The organism is Luteibacter jiangsuensis (assembly GCF_030812295.1).
Classification (GTDB): Bacteria; Pseudomonadota; Gammaproteobacteria; order Xanthomonadales; family Rhodanobacteraceae; genus Luteibacter; species Luteibacter jiangsuensis_A.
The window spans coordinates 58,591-77,820 of sequence record NZ_JAUSSK010000005.1 but is presented as its reverse complement, the minus strand read 5'-3'; the positions used below and the strand labels follow the sequence as shown (position 1 = coordinate 77,820).

Here is a 19,230-nt window from a genome sequence, read left to right as displayed (position 1 = left end):
CCGCAAGCCAGAACCGCTCCGCTCCGTTGGGAGCCAATGTTGCCTCTGGTGGGTGCCGACTCTAGTCGGCGATTGGGTGCTAGCCGCGACCTAAATCGCCGACAGGGTCGGATCCCAGCGAGCTGCCGCAACGCGGACTACCGCCGGATTTGAACTCGACCAGCGGTTCGTAGTCCCATGGGGGCTTGGTTTTTGCGGGAGCAGCAGGTTGAGCAGACAGTCATCGGGTTCGAAATGGGGCGCGGCGTTGCTGGTCGTGGCGATCGCCGTGATGATCGGCGTGTTCGTCTACCGCGAGAAACAAGCGCGGGAAGCCGCCTCCGCGCCGCCAGTCGCCGCTGCCGGATCGGCGTCGCCGGCACTGTCGACAGCCGTGCACGACGCGGCACTGCCACGACATCCCATTGGCGGTCCGGCGGGCACCTCCACGGCATCGTTACCGCCGCTGGACCTGAGCGACGACGAGATTCTCGCCGGCCTGCTGGCGCTGGCCAGCGATGGTGCGCTGAAGTCGGTGTTGCGCACCGATGCCATCGTCTCGCGGATGGTGGCCACGATCGACGCCTTGCCGAAGCAGAGCGTCGGCATGAATGTCGTGCCCCTGCGCACGCCCACGGGGCGCTTTCAGGTCGTCTCCGATGACGGCAATTTCGTCGCCTCGAAGAAGAATGCCGAACGCTACGCCACCTATATGTACGTCGCGGACCGGATCGACCCCAACGCGGCGGCAGCCTGGTACAAGCGTAACTATGCGTTGTTCCAGCAGGCCTATCGCGACCTGGGAACCAACGGGTATTTCAATGACCGCCTGGTCGAGGTCATCGACCACTTGCTCGCCGCGCCCGAACCGAAGGGGAACCAGCAGTTGATTCCCGCGAAGGAGGGGTATGTGTATGCGAATCCCGCGCTGGAACAACTGTCGGTCGGGCAGAAGTTCATGATGCGCGTGGGGCCGGAGAACGAAGGAAAGCTCAAGACGAAGCTGCGGGCCTTGCGCGAAGCGGTGGTTGCACAGCCGGAGGCGTCGGATTCGACGGGTGACGCGGAGTCGACTCCGCGGTAGCACCGCGGGAAACCATCGCCGACAAGGTCGGCTCCCACCGGGGCAACCCAGCCCCGCCGGTGCGAGCCGACCCTGTCGGCGATTTGCCCGTCAGGGCGCCTTCTTCGACGGATCGCGCACCGGCACACTGATGTTGCACAGGTCGATCTTCCCGGCTGGACGCGTATAGAACGCATCCTGCCGGTTGCGCTTGGCTTCGACCACGGCGGCGAAGGTCTTGCTGTCCGTACGCAGTACCTGTATCGGCGTGCGTTCGGCTTCGGGTACATCCGCCGCGAGGCGCACGCTCTTGATCGTCACGCGTTGCTCCGGCTTGTCGTAGAAGCCCATGGGCTCGCCGCCGCGCGGATAGGCGGAGAGGATCTCCATGCCCTTGATGACCTTGCCTGCGACTGCGAGGTTGCGGTCGAGGTTGCGCGGAGCCTGGCCGATGATCGCGTAGAGCGAGCTGCCGTTGCCTGTCTCGGCGCCGGTATCGCGCGCGACGCCTACCGTACCGTAGCAATGGGCGATCCAGGCTTCGCCCTTGCCGTCGCGGGCTACAGGGAAGCCATCGGAAAAGCCGACCTCGGTCGCATAGACGTCGCCGTCCTGAAGCTTCGTGAACGGATAGGCCTTGCCGCCCTTGCGGGTGAACTCCGGCGCCAGGGTTTCTTTCGCCGTGCCCAGGCTTTTCGCCTTTTTCTTGTCGTCGCCATCCGGGTCGCCCCATTGGGTGACGAAGTTGTCCTGGACACGGATCACCTGGGTGCCGTCGAAGTAATGCTCGCGGATCAGCGTGCGGATGTTCGCGGCGTGCAGCGGCGACCAGTCCTGGGCGAGCTCGATGATCACCCGGCCTTGTGGCAGGTCCATGTAGACGAGGTCCTGTGGGTCCGGCGTGCGCCATTCCGCGGGCGTCGATTTCGCCAGCAGCTCCTTGGGCGTGGGCGTTTTCTTGGCCTCTTCCGCCATGGCGGGCAGGGCGAGGGCGAGGGCGAGCGCAAGGCAGGTACGAGCGAGCATGGGATCCCCAAGGGTGGTTGGCCAGGCGACGTTAGCAGAGCCCGGCTCGCTCCCGCCATGACTAGAGGCCGAGGATGGCTTTCGGTTCGAGGTAGGCCTCGAGGCCGAAGCAGCCGTACTCGCGTCCCAGCCCCGATTGCTTGAATCCGCCGAACGGAGCCTTCGGGTCGTGGGCCAGCGTGTTCACCATGACACGGCCCGCATCGATGCGGGAGGCGACGCGGCGCGCACGGCTGGTGTCGGTGGAGAAGACGTAGGCTTGCAACCCGTACGGCGTGTCGTTGGCGATCGCGATCGCGTCTTCCTCGTCGTCGTACGCGATGATCGAAAGCACCGGTCCGAAAATTTCCTCGCGCGCGATGGTCATGTCGTTGCGCACGCCGGTGAACAGGGTGGGACGAACGAGCCAGCCTCGCGCATGGCCATCCGGCCGGCCTTCACCGCCGGCGAGCAATCGCGCGCCTTCCTCGATGCCCTTGCGGATATAGCCCTGCACACGCTGCCACTGCTTCTCACTGACCATCGGGCCCACGGTGGTGGCGGGATCGTTGGGGTCGCCGGAGACGACGGCTTCAACGGCGTCCTTCGCCATGGCTTCGAATTCGGCCAGCCGCGAACGCGGCACGAGGATGCGCGAACCGGCGATGCAGGCCTGCCCGCTGTTGTTGAAGCCCGCCATGATCGTCAACGGCACCACGTGCGCGAAGTCGGCGTCGTCGAGAACCACGCTGGGCGACTTGCCGCCGAGTTCGAGTGTGACGCGCTTCAACGTGTCGGCGCCCGCGCGAAGAATGCCCTTGCCGACCGCCGTCGATCCGGTGAAGGAGATCTTCGAGACATCGGGACTGGCAACGATCTCGACGCCCACGACGTCCCCACGGCCGGTCACGATGTTGAATACGCCTGCGGGGGCCCCGGCCTCGTGCAGGGCCTCGGTGACGATCCGCGTCTGTAGCGCGCTCATCTCGCTCGGCTTGATCACCGCCGTGCATCCCGCGGCAATCGCGGCGGCGAGCTTGCCACAGATGAAACCGGCGTCGCTGTTCCATGGCGTGATGAGGCCGGCGACTCCCACGGCTTGCATCATCACCGTGGACGACCCCATGCGACGTTCGAAATCGAACTCGCGCAGCGTGGCGATGGCGTCGAGGAACACGCTGGACGCATGCCCGGTCATCCAGCGGCCGCGCGATACCGGCGCGCCGTACTCCTCGCGAATCGCGGTGAAGAGGTCGTCCTCGTGGGCGGCGACCGCGTCGTGCATGCGCTGGAGCAGGGCGATGCGTTCGTCGATCGTGGTCCTGGAGAACGTGGAAAAGGCGCGCTTCGCCGCCGCGATCGCGCGGCGGGCGTCCTCGGCATCGGCCAGCCGGACCGTGCCGATCACCTCTTCGGTGGCGGGGTTGAAGAGTTCGAAACGCTCGTTGCCGTGCGGGGTGACGAAGACGCCGTCGATATAGATGTGTTCGATCGCGTGCATGGGGCCAGTCCTCGGAAGCCGCTCCGGAATGGGCGGCGCCTTCCAAGGGTGCGGTCATCACATTAATCTGATAAGGCGGATAAAATCGAACGACTTGTTAAGTAGGAGCGGATAATGCGCCCGGGACTCACCGAACTCGAAGCCGTGCTCGCCGTGGCCAGGCAGGGAAGCTTCCGCGCCGCCGCCGCGTCGCTGGAGATGTCCACTTCCGCGCTCAGCCAATCCGTCGCCTCGTTGGAATCGCGCCTGGGCACGCGCCTCTTCCACCGGACCACGCGTAGCGTCCGGCTCACCGAGGCAGGGGAGCGGTTCGTGGCCGAGGTGGGTCCGGCCCTTGCCGATATCCGTGGCGCGATCGAACGGATCAGCGAACACGGTGAAGTTCCGAAGGGCAGCTTGCGCATCAACACATCGGTCGGTGCGGCGCGCCGCGTCATGGGCCCGTACCTGATTCCCTACCTTCGCCGATATCCGGAAGTGCGTCTGGATCTCGTCACCGAGGATCGCCTGATCGACATCGTGCGCGAAGGCTTCGATGCCGGATTCCGTACCGTGGACACGGTGCCGGGCGACATGATCGCCGTGCCGCTGGGCCCCCCGGTGCGTTTTGCCGTCGTGGGGTCACCGGACTACTTCGCCCGGCATGGCCGACCGGCGACCCCGGCGGATCTTGCCCGGCATGCGTGCATCCGTGCACGTATGCCCGCCGGCCACATCTATCACTGGGAGTTCGAACGGCACGGTGACGCGTCGACGGTGGACGTCGGCGGCACGCTGACACTCGACGAGCCGCAACTCATGCTCGAAGCGGCACGGGCCGGCCTGGGCCTGACCTACCTCACCGAGTTCAACGTGGCGGAAGATCTCGCCACGGGTCGCCTCGAACGGGTGCTGGAGGACTGGACGCCACCCTTCGACCGCCTTTGCCTCTACTACCCCGGAAGGCGCCACGTGCCAGCCGCCCTGCGCGCCCTGGTCGACCTCATCAGGGAGACGGGCTGAGCGCATGGGCCAAGGGTCATGGCAAACCTTTGCGATGCCGGAGGCATCCTTTCCGCAAGTTTCCACGACCCGGATTGTCCATGTTCCGTCGCCTTGCGCTGTTCACCTTCCTTTGTGTCGCCAGCGCCGCCGCGCATGCGGAGGTGACGATCGATGGCCACATCGATCCCACCGAATGGGCGGGCGCGAAACGCATCGTCGATTTCCGCGACACCCAGCCCAAGACAGGCAAGCCCGGCAGCCAACCCACGGAGGCCTGGGTGCTGTCGACACCGAAAGGCCTGGCGGTGGCGATCCGCGTGACCCAGTCCGCCGACATCCCCCGCTCGCGCCAGCAGGCACGGCGCGACGAGAACGCCCTGGTCGACCGCATCAATGTGATGGTCGACTTCGATGCCGATGGCCGCGTCGGCTACGACTTCGAGGTGAAGTCGCAAGGCGGCGTCGCGGACGAAGTGATCACCAACGAATCCGATTTCAGTTACGACTGGGACGGGCGCTGGGACCACGCGGTCAGCGAAGACGCCGAAGGCTATTCGGTGGAAGTACTGATTCCCTGGTACATAGCGCCGATGCGCAAGGCCAACGGCGATACACGCACCATTGGCCTGTACATCGATCGCGTGATCGGCAGCACGGGCGAGCGCATGGCATGGCCGGCGGTAAGCTTCGATAACGGCCGTTTCCTGTCCAACTTCCAGCGCGTGGAGCTGCCGGCGTACTCCCAGGCGCTGTTCGCCGTCACGCCCTACCTGGTGGGCAAGGTGGACCGTGCGCACGGTGGGACGTCCTTCGAGCAGGGTGCCGACATCATCTGGAAGCCGAATGGCCAGACACAGCTGACAGCGACGATAAACCCCGATTTCGGCCAGGTGGAAAGCGACGACCTCGTCGTGAACTTCTCGCCAGAGGAAACCTTCTTTACCGACAAGCGTCCGTTCTTCACCGAGAACCAGGGCATCTTCGATTTCAGCCTGCTCGACGACTACTCCCAGCTGGTGTACACGCGGCGTGTCGGTGGCGCTTCCGACGATGGTCGTGGCGCGGCGGACATCTCGGCTGCGGTGAAGGTGAACGGCAGCGTCGGCTCGACCAGCTACGGTATCCTCACCGCGCAGGAAAAGGGTGACGCGGGGCGTACGTTCGGCGCGTTCCGGCTCAGCCAGAACATCGGCACGCAGACCTTCGGCATGCTTGCGACACGGGTGAACCATCCCTACCTCGACCGCGACGCGAACGTGCTGGGCTTCGACCATCGCTGGCAACCGAACGCGGCCTTTTCCATCACCAGCAACGTGGTCGGCAGCAAGATCGACCAGCCGCGCGCCGACAGCTCCGGGCTCGGTGCCACCAGCATCGCGTTCTGGGAAATGAACGATGTCTGGAGCCAGCAATGGCTGGGCATGTATTTCGGCCGCCGCCTGGATATCGACGACTTCGGTTACCTGCCGCGCAACGACATGGAATACCTTCACTGGGAAGTGCGCCAGCGCGTCACCGGGCTACCGGAGGACTCCGCATACACCTCGCACATGTGGCACTACCGCATATCGGCGCTCGACAATACCGAGGGTCGCGTCGTGCACCGCCGCTTCCGCATCTTGCGTGACAGCCAGCGCCGCGACGGCGGTGAGGAAGTGTGGCGGCTGGATGCGTTCACGGCCGCTTACGATGACCTGCTCACCCGCGGCGGCAACGCCCTGCACACGCCCCCCACCGCCAAGCTCACCTATGAACGCGAGCGGCCGCGGATCGGCCGGTGGGCATGGGAAGCGGAAGGCTTCATCAGCGGTAATCAGCTCACCGGCTACCACCGCCTCGGCTATTACTTCAAGTTCACGCCCACGTACTTCATCACCGACGCCTTCAGCGTGTTCGCCGGCGCCAGCTACGAGTGGGACCCCAACTGGCTTATCTGGCAGCACGACAATCTCGTGGGCGCGTTCGATGGGCGCACCGTCGGTATCGACAGTGGCGTGAACTGGAACCTGGGCAACAAGCAGGAATTGCGCGTCAAGCTCCAGACCCTGGCGGTCGGCGCGAAACTGCGCCGGGGCCTTGAGATCACCCCGACGGGCGGCGCGGTGCCCAGCAGCGAGCCGGTGGATGACCTCGGCGTCGCCAACCTCGGTTTCCAGGTTCGTTACCGTTACGAAATCGCGCCCTTGTCGAACCTGTACATCGTGTACAACCGGGGCGGCTACGTGGACGACACCAACGACGATGTCGATGCGCAGTTCCGCCGGGGCTTCAGCCTGAAGGACGTGAACGAGGGGCTGGTGAAAGTGGCCTATCGCCTGGAGTTCTAGACCAGTTGCAGGTCGCGCGCGCTGGCGCGGGGGAAAACCTTGGCGAGGTCGGCATCGGACAGGCCATACATCCGCCGCATCAGCCCCGCGAGCACATCGCGATAGTTGTTCAATACCGGATAGTCGCGGTTCTGCAGGAGGTTTGCCGCGCTCACCGCCACCTGCCGTCCGGCGATGCGGCCGCCGGCCACCTTTCCGCCCAACACCCAGTACACCGTGCCATGGCCGTGATCGGTGCCCTTGTTGCCGTTCTCGCGGAAGGTACGTCCGAATTCGGAGACCACGACCACCACGGTGTCGTTCCATTCCGCTTCGCCTAGGCCATCGGCAAAGGCGGCCAGGCCCTTGCCGAGGTTGTCCAGGTTGTTAGCCAACTGGCCGGTCGCGCCGCCCTGGTTGACGTGCGTGTCCCAGCCACCCACGTCGACGAAACCCAGGCGGAAGCGATCGCGCATCAGCGTGGCCATGCGCTGCCCTTGCTGGGCGAAGCCGCGCGCGTTCACCGCGCCCCGGCTGGCGGCGACCATTTCCGCCTGCAGGTCCTGGGCCACTTGCTGGCGCAGCTCGAGGCCCTCGGTGGCCGCGGATTGCAAGGACGTGCCCTTGTACATCTCCGCCAGGATCTTCGCCTGGCGCTCGTCGAACACGGCCTTGCCGCCACCCTTCAGGGATATGTTGGGAACATCGCCGGCGCCACGGAACGTCAGCGGCAACGCATCGGTGAACGCGATCGGTGGCATGCCCCGCAGTACGGTCGAGAGGCGTCCCATGAACCCGGAGCCATAGCTGCGTGCATCGGAGGCTTCGCCCGCTTCGATATCGTCCTGGGTCTCGAAATGGCTGCGCGAAAGGTCGTCCGTACCGGCGAAGGGAATGAAGGCGAGCTGGCGCCTGTCCCACAAAGAGCCCATCGAGTCGTTCAGTACCGGTGCCAGACCCCAGTCCGCATCGAGGACGCGCACGGCGAGGGGATCGCCCGGTGCGGGGCGTGCCAGCGCGATGGTCGGACGCGCCTCATGGTAGAAGTCGCTCGAGTACGGCACCAGCAGATTGTTCGAGTCGTAGCCTCCGCGCAGGAACACCAGCAGGAAACGTGGCGAGGAGGGTGGTGTGGCGAACACCTTGCCACCCAAGGTGAGCGCGGGGACGCCGGCGGCGAGGGCGAGAAGAAACTGACGGCGATCCATGGCGGGCCTCAGCGGTAGTTGAATTCGGGGGACGCGAGCAGGAAGGTGTTCCATTCCTGCTGCGACGTGGCTTGCGCCAGCGCATCGCGCGTCTTCGGGCCGAGCGTGGGTTCGATCGTCGCGTAATATGTCGGCGTGGTCAGTTGCGGGAATCCGCCGCGCGTACGCTTGCCTTCCTCGTCCAGGTCGAACAGATGGTTCGCCCCACTGCCGATGGCGCGCGCGATCTCGAAGCGCTTCGCCACCTGCCCGGAACTCGACCATTCCGAATCCGCGAGGGGCCATCCATCCGGCGTGATCCGGCCGAACGGCGCCTGGCCGAGTTGGCCGATCCAGTTCACCAGTGGGCGAGGGTTCGGCACCGGCTTGCCGTCGTAGGCCAGCCGCATCGCCGAGACGAGGAACTGGGTCGGGTCCTTGTATCGCTTGCCCAGCGATGCGGTGAAGGCCTTCGATTCCAGCATCGTCTTCACGACGGCGGCGATGTCCCCGTCCGTCCGCCGGAACGTCCTGGCCATCGCCGTTATCAGTTCCGGCGGGGGATCGTCGGCGACGAAGTACTTCGCAAGCCTGGTGGAGACGAAGGTGGCGCAGGCGGGCTGGTTCACGATGAGGTCGACGGCCTTTTCCACCTCGTCGAAGCCGCCACCATGCAGGGTCGTCCCGAGCAGTTGCTTGTCACCGAAGTCATGGCGGTTCGGGTTGAACTCGAAGGCGCCTTCATGCAGGTAATACGGTTGCAGGGCGGGGCGGATCTTGCGCGGTTGTCCGTCGAAGTCGACGCCCACGCCGGTGAGCACGCGGGCGAGGTTCTGCACGTCCGCCTGTGTGTAGCCGCCGTCGACGCCGAGCGTATGCAGTTCCATCAGCTCGCGCGCATAGTTCTCGTTGATCTTGTCGCGCGCGTTCTGCGCATTGTCGAGGTACTCCAGCATGGCCGGGCTCTTCAGCGTCGCCAGGACGAGATCGCGGAACTTGCCCAGCGCATGGGGCCTGATCGTGTTCTGTGCGTAGTCGGCCACCAGCCAGCGCACCCGCCCCTTGTTCTGGAAGACACTGAAGTGGTTAAGCCAGAACCATACGAGTTGCTCGCGCAACTGGTTCTCGTCGTAGATCGCATGCAGCAGCTCGCTGGCCTGCGCTTCCTGCGCGTAGCCGTTGCCTTGCTTCTGCAAAGCCTTGCGAGCCTCCTGCTTTGCATCGCCGTCGGGCATGTCGTTGACCTGGCGGTACTGCTCGCGCACCTGGGCGAGCAAGGTCGCGGAGGGCGTCTTCATCGCATCGAAGCCGTCGATCTGCGCGCGCACGTCGGCAGGCAGTGCCTCCTGCTTCGGGTGCAACTGTTCGTCGAGGAAACGCCGCTTGCCGAGTTCGCGGAAGCGTGCCAGCGTGGCTGAATCCGCGCCGAAGGTGACCCTGTCGAGCCAGGCGACATCCTCGTTCGACACGGTGTCGTCACGTGCGGCTGCCGGCAGCGCGACGAGGGCGAGCAGGATGGCGGCGGCAAGCAGTCGCATGGCATCTCCGTGTCCGGCGGGTGGTTCACCTTAAACGGAGTGGATGGCGGAAGGTTTACTCCCGCCTGAGCGTGGAATCTTGCGAACCGCTAGATCTCGTTCTCATCCGGCCCGATGAACTCGATCGCGGCCTCGCGCGAGCCGGCGGCTTCCTCGGCGACCTGGCGCACATGTTCACCCACCTTCTCGTTGGGTACCTCCACCTCGAGGGTGTACGTGCGCGAGCTCATGTCATCGGAAAGGTTCTGCGAACTGGAGTCGTCGCGGAAATCGCTCATGAAGTCGTCGATTTCCTCGACGCGCTCCACGCGGTCGATACCATGGATCGCATTGGCCACGTCGTCGAAGATGTCACGGTCGCCGGTGATGCGGAGCAGGATGCGGGGCATGGGGTCCTCCTGGATCGATACCCGGCGATGCTGCGGGGTGGCATGTATGCCGGAAGTGTACGCCCGGCTAACATGGCTGTTTTGGATGGCCGTGCCATGCCCAAGACCTACGACCAGGCCTATTACGACAAGTGGTATCGCAGCGCGGGCCACGCCGTGCGCTCACCTGCCGAGCTCCGGCGCAAGGTGGCGATGGTGCTGGGTCAGGCCGAGTTCTACCTGGGCCGCCCTGTGCGCAACGTGCTCGACATCGGTTGCGGCGAGGCTCCCTGGCGCGCCGCGCTGCGCCGGTTGCGGCCAGGCATCGAATACCGCGGCCTCGAAGCCAGCGAGTACGCCGTGGCCCGCTATGGACGCTCGCGCCAGATCGGGTACGCGCGCTTCGGCCAACTGGCCGAGTTGCGCTTCGACACCCGCTTCGACCTGGTCGTCTGCACCGATGTGCTGCACTACCTGAAGCCCGTGGAAATCCGCGCGGGCCTTGTCGGCATCGGTGAGATGGTGGAGGGGCTGGCCTTCCTCGAGGTCTACACACGTGAGGACGATCCCGGTGGCGATCGTGAAGGGTTCTTCGGCCGGCCGGCGCGCTGGTACCGCGAGGCCTTCCGCGAGGTGGGCCTGATTCCCGTCGGCTCGCAGTGCTACGCCAGCCCGAGGCTGGAGCGCCACGTGGCATCGTTGGAGCGGCTCTAGGTCGCGGAGAACCAGGCGATCGTCGCCAGGGCGTTGTTTGCGGCGTGCGCGATGAACGCCGGCCACAGCGAACCGCTGCGCACGCGGAGCCAGGCGCAGAAAATGCCGACCAGGACCAGGTTGGGCACCGCGTACCAGAGCCAGTCGAGGTCGGGGAGGTGCACCGTGCCGAACACCAGGGCCGAAAGGACGATCGCCCAGCCATCGCCCAGGCGGGTACGCAGGATCGACAGCAGGGCGCCGCGGAAGAGCAGTTCCTCCACGGCCGGCCCCGCCAGCACCGCCACCGGGAGCAGGGCCACACGCATGCCGACGTGGGCCTTGTCGGCGATGTCGCTGACCGCCTGGGTCACCTCGCGGTCGCCGGCCAGGAACTGGGTCAGCAGGCCACCGAGGATCGGCGCGGCGATACCCAGGGCGGTGCCGATGGCGACGAAGCGACCGCTGGGCGGCGTGAAGCCGAGCCCTGCCGGGCCCGCCTCCGTGGCATACCCGCCCCAGCGGCGGAGCAGCAACCAGGAGATCAGCCCGGCCGAGCAGACCAGGGTGAGGATCACCACGACGATCAGGCGGTCGGGCGCCTCGGGCACCCACTGTGGGAAATACCGGGCCAATTGCATGGAGATGCCGCCGAACAGACCGCCGAAGCCCATCTGCAATCCGAAGTAGGCGGCGATGCAGAGGATCGTCTCGACGACGCCGGGTGTGCGTGGCGGTGCCTCGACGGACGCGGCGGAGGACAAGGGTGGTATGTAATCGTGAGCCATGAGGCACCCTAGCCGACGGCCCGCGGGCCCGCAACGACGCTTCCGGCACAGTCCGTCACCTTGCCCCTGTATAGTTGACCGTCCCTGAAGGAGGAAGACGGGCGCCCCGACGCGCCGACCCATGTTTGCATTCGACTGGCTAGCCGACCCTTCGGCCTGGGCGGGACTCCTCACGTTGATCGTGCTGGAGATCGTGCTCGGTATCGACAACCTGGTGTTTGTCGCGATCCTCGCCGACAAGCTCCACGCCCGCCAACGTGACCACGCCCGCTTGCTCGGCCTGGGCCTGGCGCTGGTGATGCGCCTGTGCCTGCTCGCCGCCATGTCCTGGTTGGTGACGCTCACCCGGCCCCTGTTCCAGTGGAGCGGCTTCGGCTTTTCGTGGCGCGACCTCATCCTGCTGGTCGGCGGCGCCTTCCTGCTGTTCAAGGCCACGCTCGAACTGCACGAACGCCTGGAGGCCTCGGAACACGACGAGGGCCGCAATGGCCGCCGCGCCAGTTTCTGGCTGGTCGTGGCGCAGATCGTCGTCCTCGACGCCGTGTTCTCGCTCGATTCGGTGATCACCGCCGTGGGCATGGTCGATCACCTCTCGATCATGATGATCGGCGTGGTGATCGCCATGGCCTTGATGATCACCGCGAGCAAGCCGCTCACGGTCTTCGTGAACGCGCGTCCGACGGTCGTGATCCTTTGCCTGTCGTTCCTGCTGATGATCGGTTTCAGCCTCATCGCGGAAGGCTTCGGTTTCCACATTCCCAAGGGCTACCTGTACGCCGCGATCGGCTTCTCGATCATGATCGAGGTGTTCAACCAGACGATGCGGCGTAACCGCCGGCGCTCGCTGTTGGTCGGCGGCCGGATCATGCGTGACCGCACGGCGAAGGCCGTGTTGCGCCTGCTGGGCGGCACACCCGACGAGGAAGGCGAATCCAGCAAGGGTGGCAAGGGTGACGGTGCCACGGAAATCGCCGAGACCGCCGTCTTCGGCAAGGACGAACTGGAGATGGTGCAGGGCGTGCTGGACCTTTCCCAGCGGCCGGTGCGCTCGATCATGACGCCGCGTACGGAGATCGTCTGGGTCGATCCGGGCGAAGACTTGCCGACGCTGCTGCGCGAATCGCGCGAGTCGCCACATCACTGGATGCTGGTAGCCAACGGCGACCTCGACGAACTGGTCGGCGTGGTCTCGTCCCGCGACCTCCTGGCGAGCCTTGCCGACCACGGCCGGCTCGATACAGAGACCGTGGTGCGCAAGCCGATCACGGTGTTGGAATCACTGAGCGTGCTGCGCCTGATCGACGAGTTCCGCCGGGCCCATCTGCAAGTGGCCCTCGTGGTGGACGAGTACGGCAGCATCCTGGGCCTGGTCACGCCGGCCGATGTGCTTGAGGTGATCGCGGGCGAATTCCCGGACGAGAACCGAGAGGGCGATCCCTCGGCGGTGAGTGAGCCGGACGGCGCCTGGCTGCTGGACGCCAGCCTCGACGTGCGTCGCGTGGAACACCTGATGGGCCATCGCCTGCCAGGCGCGGGTGACGGCAATTTCTCCACGCTGGCAGGCTTCGTCCTCCAGCGGCTGGGTCGCCTGCCGACGGCGGGCGACCGCTTCGAATCCGACGGACTAGAGTTCGAGGTCACCGCGATGGAGGGCGCGCGCATCCAGCGAGTGCGCGTGCTGGCACTGGCGAGGGACGACGAGGACTAGCGCCCCTACGGCGGTTCAGGCCCCCGCCGCATCTTCCACGGGCGCGGCGTTGTTTTCCATGATCGCCATGCCGATCCCGCTCGCGGCCATCAGCATGAGCACGGCCCAGGCGATCATCGAGACCATGTACCCGGGGCCGCGGCGCGACGGATCGCGCAGGTAGGCGAGGGCATACCACACCCGACCCGCCAACCAGACCAGTCCGGCGATCCCGGCCCAGAGCGGGTCCACGTACTGGGCGGCCAGCCACAGGGCCGGAATGAACATCACCGCGTTCTCGAGCGTATTCATCTGCACGCGCCAGGCCCGCTCGAACGCGGGATCGCCCGAGATCGACGGAGCCTTGATGCCATAACGTTCACGCGCGCGGCCTACCATCCACACGGTGGCGAACATCAGGAGCAAGGTGAGCAAGGTGACGACGGCGGGGAGCTGACTGGTCATGAAACGGTCCGGGGGGCGACATCAGCCGCGAAGTTTACCGGCAACGGTCCGTGCGATCATGCCGACCGCGTCTCGCTTGCGACGCATTCACGGGAGGGTGATGCCATGCTCTGGCAAAAAGGCCGTAGAAGCGACAACGTTGAAGACGCTGGCAAAGGCGGAGGTGGTGGCCCGTCCTTTGGCGGCAGGGGCCTGGGCATAGGCGGCATCATCATCCTCGCCATCCTGGGACTGGTCTTCTTCAAGGACCCCACGGCCCTGCTCGGCCAGGGCGAACCGGGGGCGGCACCCACGCCGCAGGCCCAGCAGGCCCCGCACCAGGCGGCAGCGGACGATCCGCAGGTGGACTTCGTGCGCGCCATCCTGGGCGAGACCGAGGACACCTGGGGCGAGATCTTCGCCGCCAATGGCCAGCAGTACGAACAGCCGAAGCTGGTGTTGTTCCGCAATGGCGTGCGTACCGCGTGCGGTTCGGCGTCCTCCGCGGTGGGCCCGTTCTATTGTCCGGGCGACCACCGCGTCTATCTCGACCTCGGCTTTTTCCAGGACATGCAGACACGCTTCCACGAGGCGGGGGATTTCGCTCGTGCCTATGTCATCGCGCACGAGGTCGGCCACCACGTGCAGAACCTGGTCGGGGTGTTCGACAAGGTGGGCGATGCGCGCCGTCGTGGCGCCCGGTTGGAGGGGGCCTCGGGTTTGTCCGTGCGCCAGGAATTGCAGGCGGATTGTTTCGCCGGCGTATGGGCCAACCATTCGCAGCAGCGCCAGCACTGGCTTCAGCCCGGCGACGTCGAATCCGCGATCAACGCGGCCACGGCGATCGGTGACGATGCCCTGCAGGAACAGTCGCAGGGCAGGGTGGTCCCCGATTCGTTCACCCACGGCACGTCCGCCCAGCGCGTGCGTTGGTTTCGCACGGGACTGGACAGTGGCGACATCGGCAAGTGCAACACGTTCTCCGGTTCGATCTGACCCATGACTCATCCTTGCCTGCGCTGCGGCGCATGCTGCGCGACGTACCGTGTCGCCTTCCACTGGCTGGAAACCGACGTGGCCGGCGGCGTGACGCCGGCCACGCTGACGGAGCATCTCGACCCGCATCGCGTGGCGATGCATGGCACGAACGCCTACGAGCCGCGCTGCAAATCGCTCGTGGGTGAGGTGGGGGTCGCTGCGCACTGCGGTGTCTACGCCGTAAGGCCCTCGCCATGCCATGAACTGCAACCGGCATGGGAAAACGGCGAGCCTAGTCCCCAATGCGACAAGGCACGTATCCGCCACGGCATGCCGCCCCTGACTCCCGCCGATTTCGCGAGCTGAAGCCCGCCCAGTCCGGGGTGGGAGAGCCGACCGTGTCGGCGATCCCGCGGCGGCGGGCGGGGTGAGGGCGGAGCCGTCGGCCGCCACCCTCGTCGCTCCGGTTACACCGTCGCTCGGGAAGGGAAGCCGCTGCGCGGCCATGTTCGATGGCTGCGCCCCGTCGCGCCCGTCGCGCCCGTCGCGCCGGGCGGGGTTTCCGATTCGCCCTCCTGGCTCAGCGGAAACGGCCGGCCGTCCAGGCCGGCCCCCTGACGGGCCTTGTCGCCCGGCGCTCCTCGGTTCCACACCTCGCGCCAAGGGTGGCGCCCGGCAGCTCCCCCGCCACGCACACGACGAACGCGAGGGCGAAGCCGAGCCGTGCATGAACCCGGCCCGCTGCCACGGGATCGCCGACAGGGTCGGCTCCCACCAGAAGAAAAAAGGCCTCGTTTCCGAGGCCTTTTCGATCAGTAATCGCGCTTCTTGCGCGGTGGCTTGCCGCCGCCGCTGGCGCCCGGGCGGGCGCCCGAGGGGCGGAAGCCGCTGCGCTGGGGCGGACGCGAGGCGCCACCGCCACCGCCGCTCTGCGGCGCTTCCTTGCCGTCCCACTCGGCGATCTTCAGCTGCTGCTGGGCGACCCAGACCTTCTTCAGGTGGTTGAAGGTCTCAGCCGGCATGCCGTCGGGGAGGTCGATCAGGCTGTAGTCGTCGCGGATGCTGACGCGGCCGATGAACTTCGCTTCGACACCGCCTTCGTTGGCGATCGCGCCGACGATGTTACCCGGTTTCACGCCGTGCTCGTGGCCGACCTCGATGCGATAGGTGCGCTTGCCGGCCTCGGTCACGTGCGGACGGGGCTGGCGCATGCCTTCGCGCACCGGACGGCGGTCGTTGAAGTCGCCGCCATCGCGCGGCGGACGCTCACGCTCGTATTCGCGCGGCGGCCGTTCGGTGTATTCACGCTTGGCCGGCGGTTCGAGCAGCAGGGGCTGGTCGCCCTGGGCGATGCGCGCCAGCGCGGCGGCGATCTCGATCGCCGGCACGTCGTGCTCCTGCTCGTACTTTTCCACCAACTGCTGGAAGAGGCCGAGATCGCCGGTGGCCAGCGTGTCGGTGATGCGCTGGTTGAACTTGTTGACGCGGGTATCGTTCACCGCTTCGATCGTGGGCAGCTGCATCTGCTCGATCGGCTGGCGGGTGGCGCGCTCGATCTGGCGGAGCAGGTTCTTCTCGCGCGGCGTGACGAACAGGATCGCTTCGCCACTGCGGCCCGCGCGGCCGGTGCGGCCGATACGGTGCACGTACGACTCGGTGTCGTGCGGGATATCGTAGTTCAGCACGTGGCTGATGCGTTCCACGTCGAGGCCGCGCGCGGCGACGTCGGTGGCGATCAGGATGTCGAGCTTGCCCGTCTTCAGCTGGTCGATGACGCGCTCGCGTTGGGCCTGCGCGATGTCGCCGTTGATCGCCGCGGCGGCGAAACCGCGCGCCTGCAACTTGCTGGCGAGTTCCTCGGTGGCGGACTTGGTGCGTGCGAAGACGATCATCGCGTCGAAGCTTTCGGCCTCGAGGATGCGCGTGAGCGCGTCGAGCTTGTGCACGCCGCTGACCCACCAGTAACGCTGGCGGATATTCGCCGCGGTCGTGGTCTTGTTCTTGATCGTGACCTCGACCGGCTCCTTCAGGTAGGTCTGCGCGATGCGGCGGATCGGCGCCGGCATGGTCGCGGAGAACAGCGCCACCTGGCGGCTGGCGGGCGTGGCCTGGAGCAGCTTCTCGACGTCGTCGATGAAGCCCATGCGGAGCATCTCGTCGGCCTCGTCGAGCACCATGAAGCGCAGGCCCGAGAGATCCAGAGTGCCCTTGTCCAGATGGTCGATGACACGGCCGGGCGTGCCGACGATGACCTGGGCGCCACGCTTCAGGCCCTGCAACTGCGGGCCGTAGCTCTGGCCGCCGTAGATCGGCAGCACCTGGAAGCCGGGCAGGTAGGTGGCGTACTTCTGGAACGCCTCGGCGACCTGGATGGCCAGTTCGCGCGTGGGCGCGAGCACCAGCGCCTGCGGCTTGTTGCCGGCCTTCAGGTCGATGCGTGACAGCACGGGCAGCGCGAAGGCCGCCGTCTTGCCGGTACCGGTCTGCGCCTGGCCGATGACATCGCGGCCTTCGAGCAGGGCCGGGATGGTGGCGGCCTGGATGGGAGAGGGGGTCTCGTAGCCGACCTCGGTCAGCGCACGCACGACGTTTGCGTCGAGCGCGAGCGCGCTGAAACCGGGCAGGGCCGGAGCGTTATTTGTATCGGGGGATGACATGGCGACCTCGAAAGGGGCGCGGCGGCGACATTCGGCGCCGGGCAGTAAACGTATTGTAGCAGCGATATGCGCAGTTCGCCGTGAGTCGTGGCTGCCAGGCGTGACGGCGTTACACTCTTCGGTCAGCTTCGATAAGGGACGGGCACATGACGGCGATCGAGACCGTGTCGGAACACCGTTGCTTCGGCGGCGTTCAAGGCTTTTATTCGCATGTTTCGGACGCTTGCGGGGGAACCATGCGTTTCGCCGTCTACCTGCCGCCGGCCGCGGAAAAGGGTCCCGTCCCGGTGCTCTGGTTCCTCGCCGGCCTCACCTGCACCGCCGAGACCTTCACCATCAAGGCCGGTGCGCAGCGGGTGGCGGCGGAACAGGGGTTGGCCCTGGTGATGCCCGACACAAGTCCTCGCGATACCGGGCTGGCCGGTGCCACGGGCGATTGGGAGTTCGGCGAGGGCGCCGGGTTCTATCTCGACGCCACCGAGGCGCCGTGGAACGAGCGCTTCCGTATGTACAGCTACGTGGTGGACGAGCTGCCGCGCCTCGTATCCGGACGTTTCCCGCTGGATATGGGGCGGCAGGGCATCTTCGGCCATTCCATGGGTGGCCATGGCGCACTGGTGGTTGCCCTGCGCAATCCCGGCCGCTACCGCTCTTTGTCCGCTTTTGCACCGATCGTTGCTCCCGCCAGTGTTCCGTGGGGCCAGAAAGCCTTTCCCCGCTACCTCGGTGCGGACCGCTCCACCTGGGCGAGGTACGACGCCACCTGTCTGGTGGAGGAAGGTGCCCGCTTCGATGGCACGATCCTGGTGGACCAGGGCGAGGCCGATGGATTCCTGCTGGACCAGTTGCAGCCACAGCGTTTCGAGGCCGCCTGTGAAGAGGCCGGACAGGCGCTCGACCTGCGCATGCACCCGGGCTACGACCACGGCTACTACTTCATCCAGACCTTCATCGAGGATCACCTGCGTCACCACGCGAAAGCGCTGATCCCATGAGCGAACCGATAAGGATGCGCACCTCGCGCACGGTGATCCGGCTGCTCGACGTGGAGGAATCGGAACTCCTGCAGCGCTATCGCACGGAGAACCGCGACCATCTCGCGCCCTGGGAACCCTTGCGCAGTACATCGCATTATTCGCTGGAGGGATGCCGCCAGGCGATCGAGGCGGGCCTCGAGGCGGCGCGTGCCGACCGTGGCTACCCTTTTGCGGTGTTGACGCCCGACGGCGGCGAGATGATCGCCAGCTTCACCTTCGCCAACGTCGTGCGCGGCGTCTTCCAGGCCTGTCATCTCGGCTATGGCATCGCCCGGCGCCATGAGGGCAAGGGACTGATGTACGAGGCTATCGACGCCGGAATCCGGTATGCGTTCGGCCCGCTGGATTTCCATCGGGTGATGGCGAACTACATGCCGCGCAACGATCGCAGTGGGCGCCTTCTCGAACGCCTTGGCTTCGAGAAGGAGGGCTATGCGAAGCGCTACCTGAAGATCGACGGCCTATGGGAAGACCACGTCCTCACGGCGCGGATCAGAACGCAGGGCTGAGCGGCGAGGATTCGCCGGACGCGGGTCTGTTGCGTTCGGCGGCGAAAAGGGCACGCCATGCATCGCGTTCCTGCCAGGCGAGCAGGAGGTAGACGGCCAACACGAGCACGTGCGGGCCCAGCGTATGGCCTTCGGTGACGAAGTGGTAACCGAAGATCGCGACGACCGGGGCGGCCAGCAGGAGCAGGGCGAGTGGCACCAGCCGCGCCACCATCAGGGCTACGCCGGCGTAGACGAAGACCACCCCGAGCAGCGGCACCACGAAGCCACTGGCTTCCAATCCCGCCATGAACGCGCGGCCGGCACTGGTGTGCGGTGCCGGAGGTTGCCAGAAGGCGAAGATGTGGTTGAGGCCGGAAAAGGTGAAAAGGGCGCCGAACGCCGTGCGCAGCACGGCGACGCTGTAACGATGGACTCGGGTCATGCGGAACTACCTGGGTGGGATAACCTGCCGGCACCCATGATCCGGGTTGCCGCACGGGCGAACCATCGCCCATGCGGCTAGG

18 protein-coding genes are annotated in these 19,230 nt (G+C 66.2%); 9 read left to right on the top strand and 9 right to left on the bottom strand.

Annotation, left to right across the window (positions count from 1 at the left end; all coding sequences use genetic code 11):
- The first annotated feature begins 208 nt into the window (after positions 1-208).
- Positions 209-1,063, top strand: a complete 855-nt coding sequence (locus J2T07_RS16595) for a DUF3014 domain-containing protein (RefSeq protein ID WP_306851393.1) — start codon at positions 209-211, stop codon at positions 1,061-1,063.
- 90 nt (positions 1,064-1,153) lie between these two features.
- Here the strand turns inward: J2T07_RS16595 and J2T07_RS16590 are convergent, their stop codons facing one another.
- Both J2T07_RS16590 and J2T07_RS16585 read right to left on the bottom strand, forming a co-directional pair.
- The gene (locus J2T07_RS16590) at positions 1,154-2,068 is read right to left on the bottom strand and encodes a peptidylprolyl isomerase (RefSeq protein WP_306851392.1); all 915 of its coding nucleotides are present in this window, start codon (positions 2,066-2,068) and stop codon (positions 1,154-1,156) included.
- 61 nt (positions 2,069-2,129) lie between these two features.
- On the bottom strand, positions 2,130-3,548 hold the full coding sequence (locus J2T07_RS16585; protein ID WP_306851391.1) for an aldehyde dehydrogenase family protein: 1,419 nt from the start codon (positions 3,546-3,548) through the stop codon (positions 2,130-2,132).
- A gap of 114 nt (positions 3,549-3,662) precedes the next feature.
- On the opposite strand from J2T07_RS16585, the gene J2T07_RS16580 reads away from it, so the two are divergent.
- A complete protein-coding gene (locus tag J2T07_RS16580; protein ID WP_306851390.1) occupies positions 3,663-4,550 on the top strand; it encodes a LysR family transcriptional regulator in 888 nt (295 codons plus the stop codon).
- 80 nt (positions 4,551-4,630) lie between these two features.
- Positions 4,631-6,859, top strand: coding sequence for a DUF5916 domain-containing protein (locus tag J2T07_RS16575; protein WP_306851389.1), 2,229 nt, complete (start codon positions 4,631-4,633; stop codon positions 6,857-6,859).
- Here the strand turns inward: J2T07_RS16575 and J2T07_RS16570 are convergent.
- The 3 genes from J2T07_RS16570 to J2T07_RS16560 form a co-directional block, all read right to left on the bottom strand.
- A complete protein-coding gene (locus tag J2T07_RS16570) occupies positions 6,856-8,046 on the bottom strand; it encodes a DUF1501 domain-containing protein (RefSeq protein WP_306851388.1) in 1,191 nt (396 codons plus the stop codon). The genes J2T07_RS16575 and J2T07_RS16570 overlap by 4 nt on opposite strands.
- An 8-nt stretch (positions 8,047-8,054) precedes the next feature.
- On the bottom strand, positions 8,055-9,563 hold the full coding sequence (locus tag J2T07_RS16565; protein WP_306851387.1) for a DUF1800 domain-containing protein: 1,509 nt from the start codon (positions 9,561-9,563) through the stop codon (positions 8,055-8,057).
- Between the two features lie 89 nt (positions 9,564-9,652).
- Positions 9,653-9,952: a hypothetical protein gene (locus tag J2T07_RS16560; protein WP_306851386.1), complete on the bottom strand. Its 300-nt coding sequence runs from the start codon at positions 9,950-9,952 to the stop codon at positions 9,653-9,655.
- A 96-nt stretch (positions 9,953-10,048) separates the two neighbouring features.
- On the opposite strand from J2T07_RS16560, the gene J2T07_RS16555 reads away from it, so the two are divergent.
- Complete coding sequence (locus tag J2T07_RS16555; protein ID WP_306851385.1) at positions 10,049-10,645, top strand: class I SAM-dependent DNA methyltransferase; 597 nt, start codon at positions 10,049-10,051, stop codon at positions 10,643-10,645.
- On the opposite strand, the gene J2T07_RS16550 is transcribed toward J2T07_RS16555, so the two are convergent.
- On the bottom strand, positions 10,642-11,412 hold the full coding sequence (locus tag J2T07_RS16550) for a CPBP family intramembrane glutamic endopeptidase (RefSeq protein ID WP_306851384.1): 771 nt from the start codon (positions 11,410-11,412) through the stop codon (positions 10,642-10,644). The genes J2T07_RS16555 and J2T07_RS16550 overlap by 4 nt on opposite strands.
- A gap of 121 nt (positions 11,413-11,533) precedes the next feature.
- Here J2T07_RS16550 and J2T07_RS16545 point away from each other — a divergent pair, with 121 nt between their 5' ends.
- A complete protein-coding gene (locus J2T07_RS16545; RefSeq protein ID WP_306851383.1) occupies positions 11,534-13,120 on the top strand; it encodes a TerC family protein in 1,587 nt (528 codons plus the stop codon).
- A gap of 15 nt (positions 13,121-13,135) precedes the next feature.
- Here J2T07_RS16545 and J2T07_RS16540 read toward each other — a convergent pair whose 3' ends face one another.
- Positions 13,136-13,564: an MAPEG family protein gene (locus J2T07_RS16540; RefSeq protein WP_306851381.1), complete on the bottom strand. Its 429-nt coding sequence runs from the start codon at positions 13,562-13,564 to the stop codon at positions 13,136-13,138.
- A gap of 105 nt (positions 13,565-13,669) precedes the next feature.
- On the opposite strand from J2T07_RS16540, the gene ypfJ reads away from it, so the two are divergent.
- Both ypfJ and J2T07_RS16530 read left to right on the top strand, forming a co-directional pair.
- Positions 13,670-14,539, top strand: a complete 870-nt coding sequence (gene ypfJ / locus J2T07_RS16535; protein WP_306851379.1) for a KPN_02809 family neutral zinc metallopeptidase — start codon at positions 13,670-13,672, stop codon at positions 14,537-14,539.
- 3 nt (positions 14,540-14,542) lie between these two features.
- Positions 14,543-14,887 (top strand): YkgJ family cysteine cluster protein, encoded by a 345-nt coding sequence (locus J2T07_RS16530; RefSeq protein ID WP_306851377.1) that lies wholly within the window; start codon positions 14,543-14,545, stop codon positions 14,885-14,887.
- A 446-nt stretch (positions 14,888-15,333) separates the two neighbouring features.
- On the opposite strand, the gene J2T07_RS16525 is transcribed toward J2T07_RS16530, so the two are convergent.
- A complete protein-coding gene (locus J2T07_RS16525) occupies positions 15,334-17,178 on the bottom strand; it encodes a DEAD/DEAH box helicase (RefSeq protein WP_306851376.1) in 1,845 nt (614 codons plus the stop codon).
- A gap of 146 nt (positions 17,179-17,324) precedes the next feature.
- On the opposite strand from J2T07_RS16525, the gene fghA reads away from it, so the two are divergent.
- Both fghA and rimJ read left to right on the top strand, forming a co-directional pair.
- Entirely contained in the window at positions 17,325-18,173 is an 849-nt protein-coding gene (gene fghA / locus J2T07_RS16520) for an S-formylglutathione hydrolase (protein ID WP_306851374.1), read from the top strand.
- Positions 18,170-18,724, top strand: coding sequence for a ribosomal protein S5-alanine N-acetyltransferase (gene rimJ / locus J2T07_RS16515; protein ID WP_306851372.1), 555 nt, complete (start codon positions 18,170-18,172; stop codon positions 18,722-18,724). Before fghA ends, rimJ begins: the two co-directional genes overlap by 4 nt.
- Here rimJ and J2T07_RS16510 read toward each other — a convergent pair.
- A complete protein-coding gene (locus J2T07_RS16510) occupies positions 18,708-19,148 on the bottom strand; it encodes a hypothetical protein (protein WP_306851371.1) in 441 nt (146 codons plus the stop codon). The two genes, rimJ and J2T07_RS16510, sit on opposite strands and share 17 nt — an antisense overlap.
- Positions 19,149-19,230: the final 82 nt, after the last annotated feature.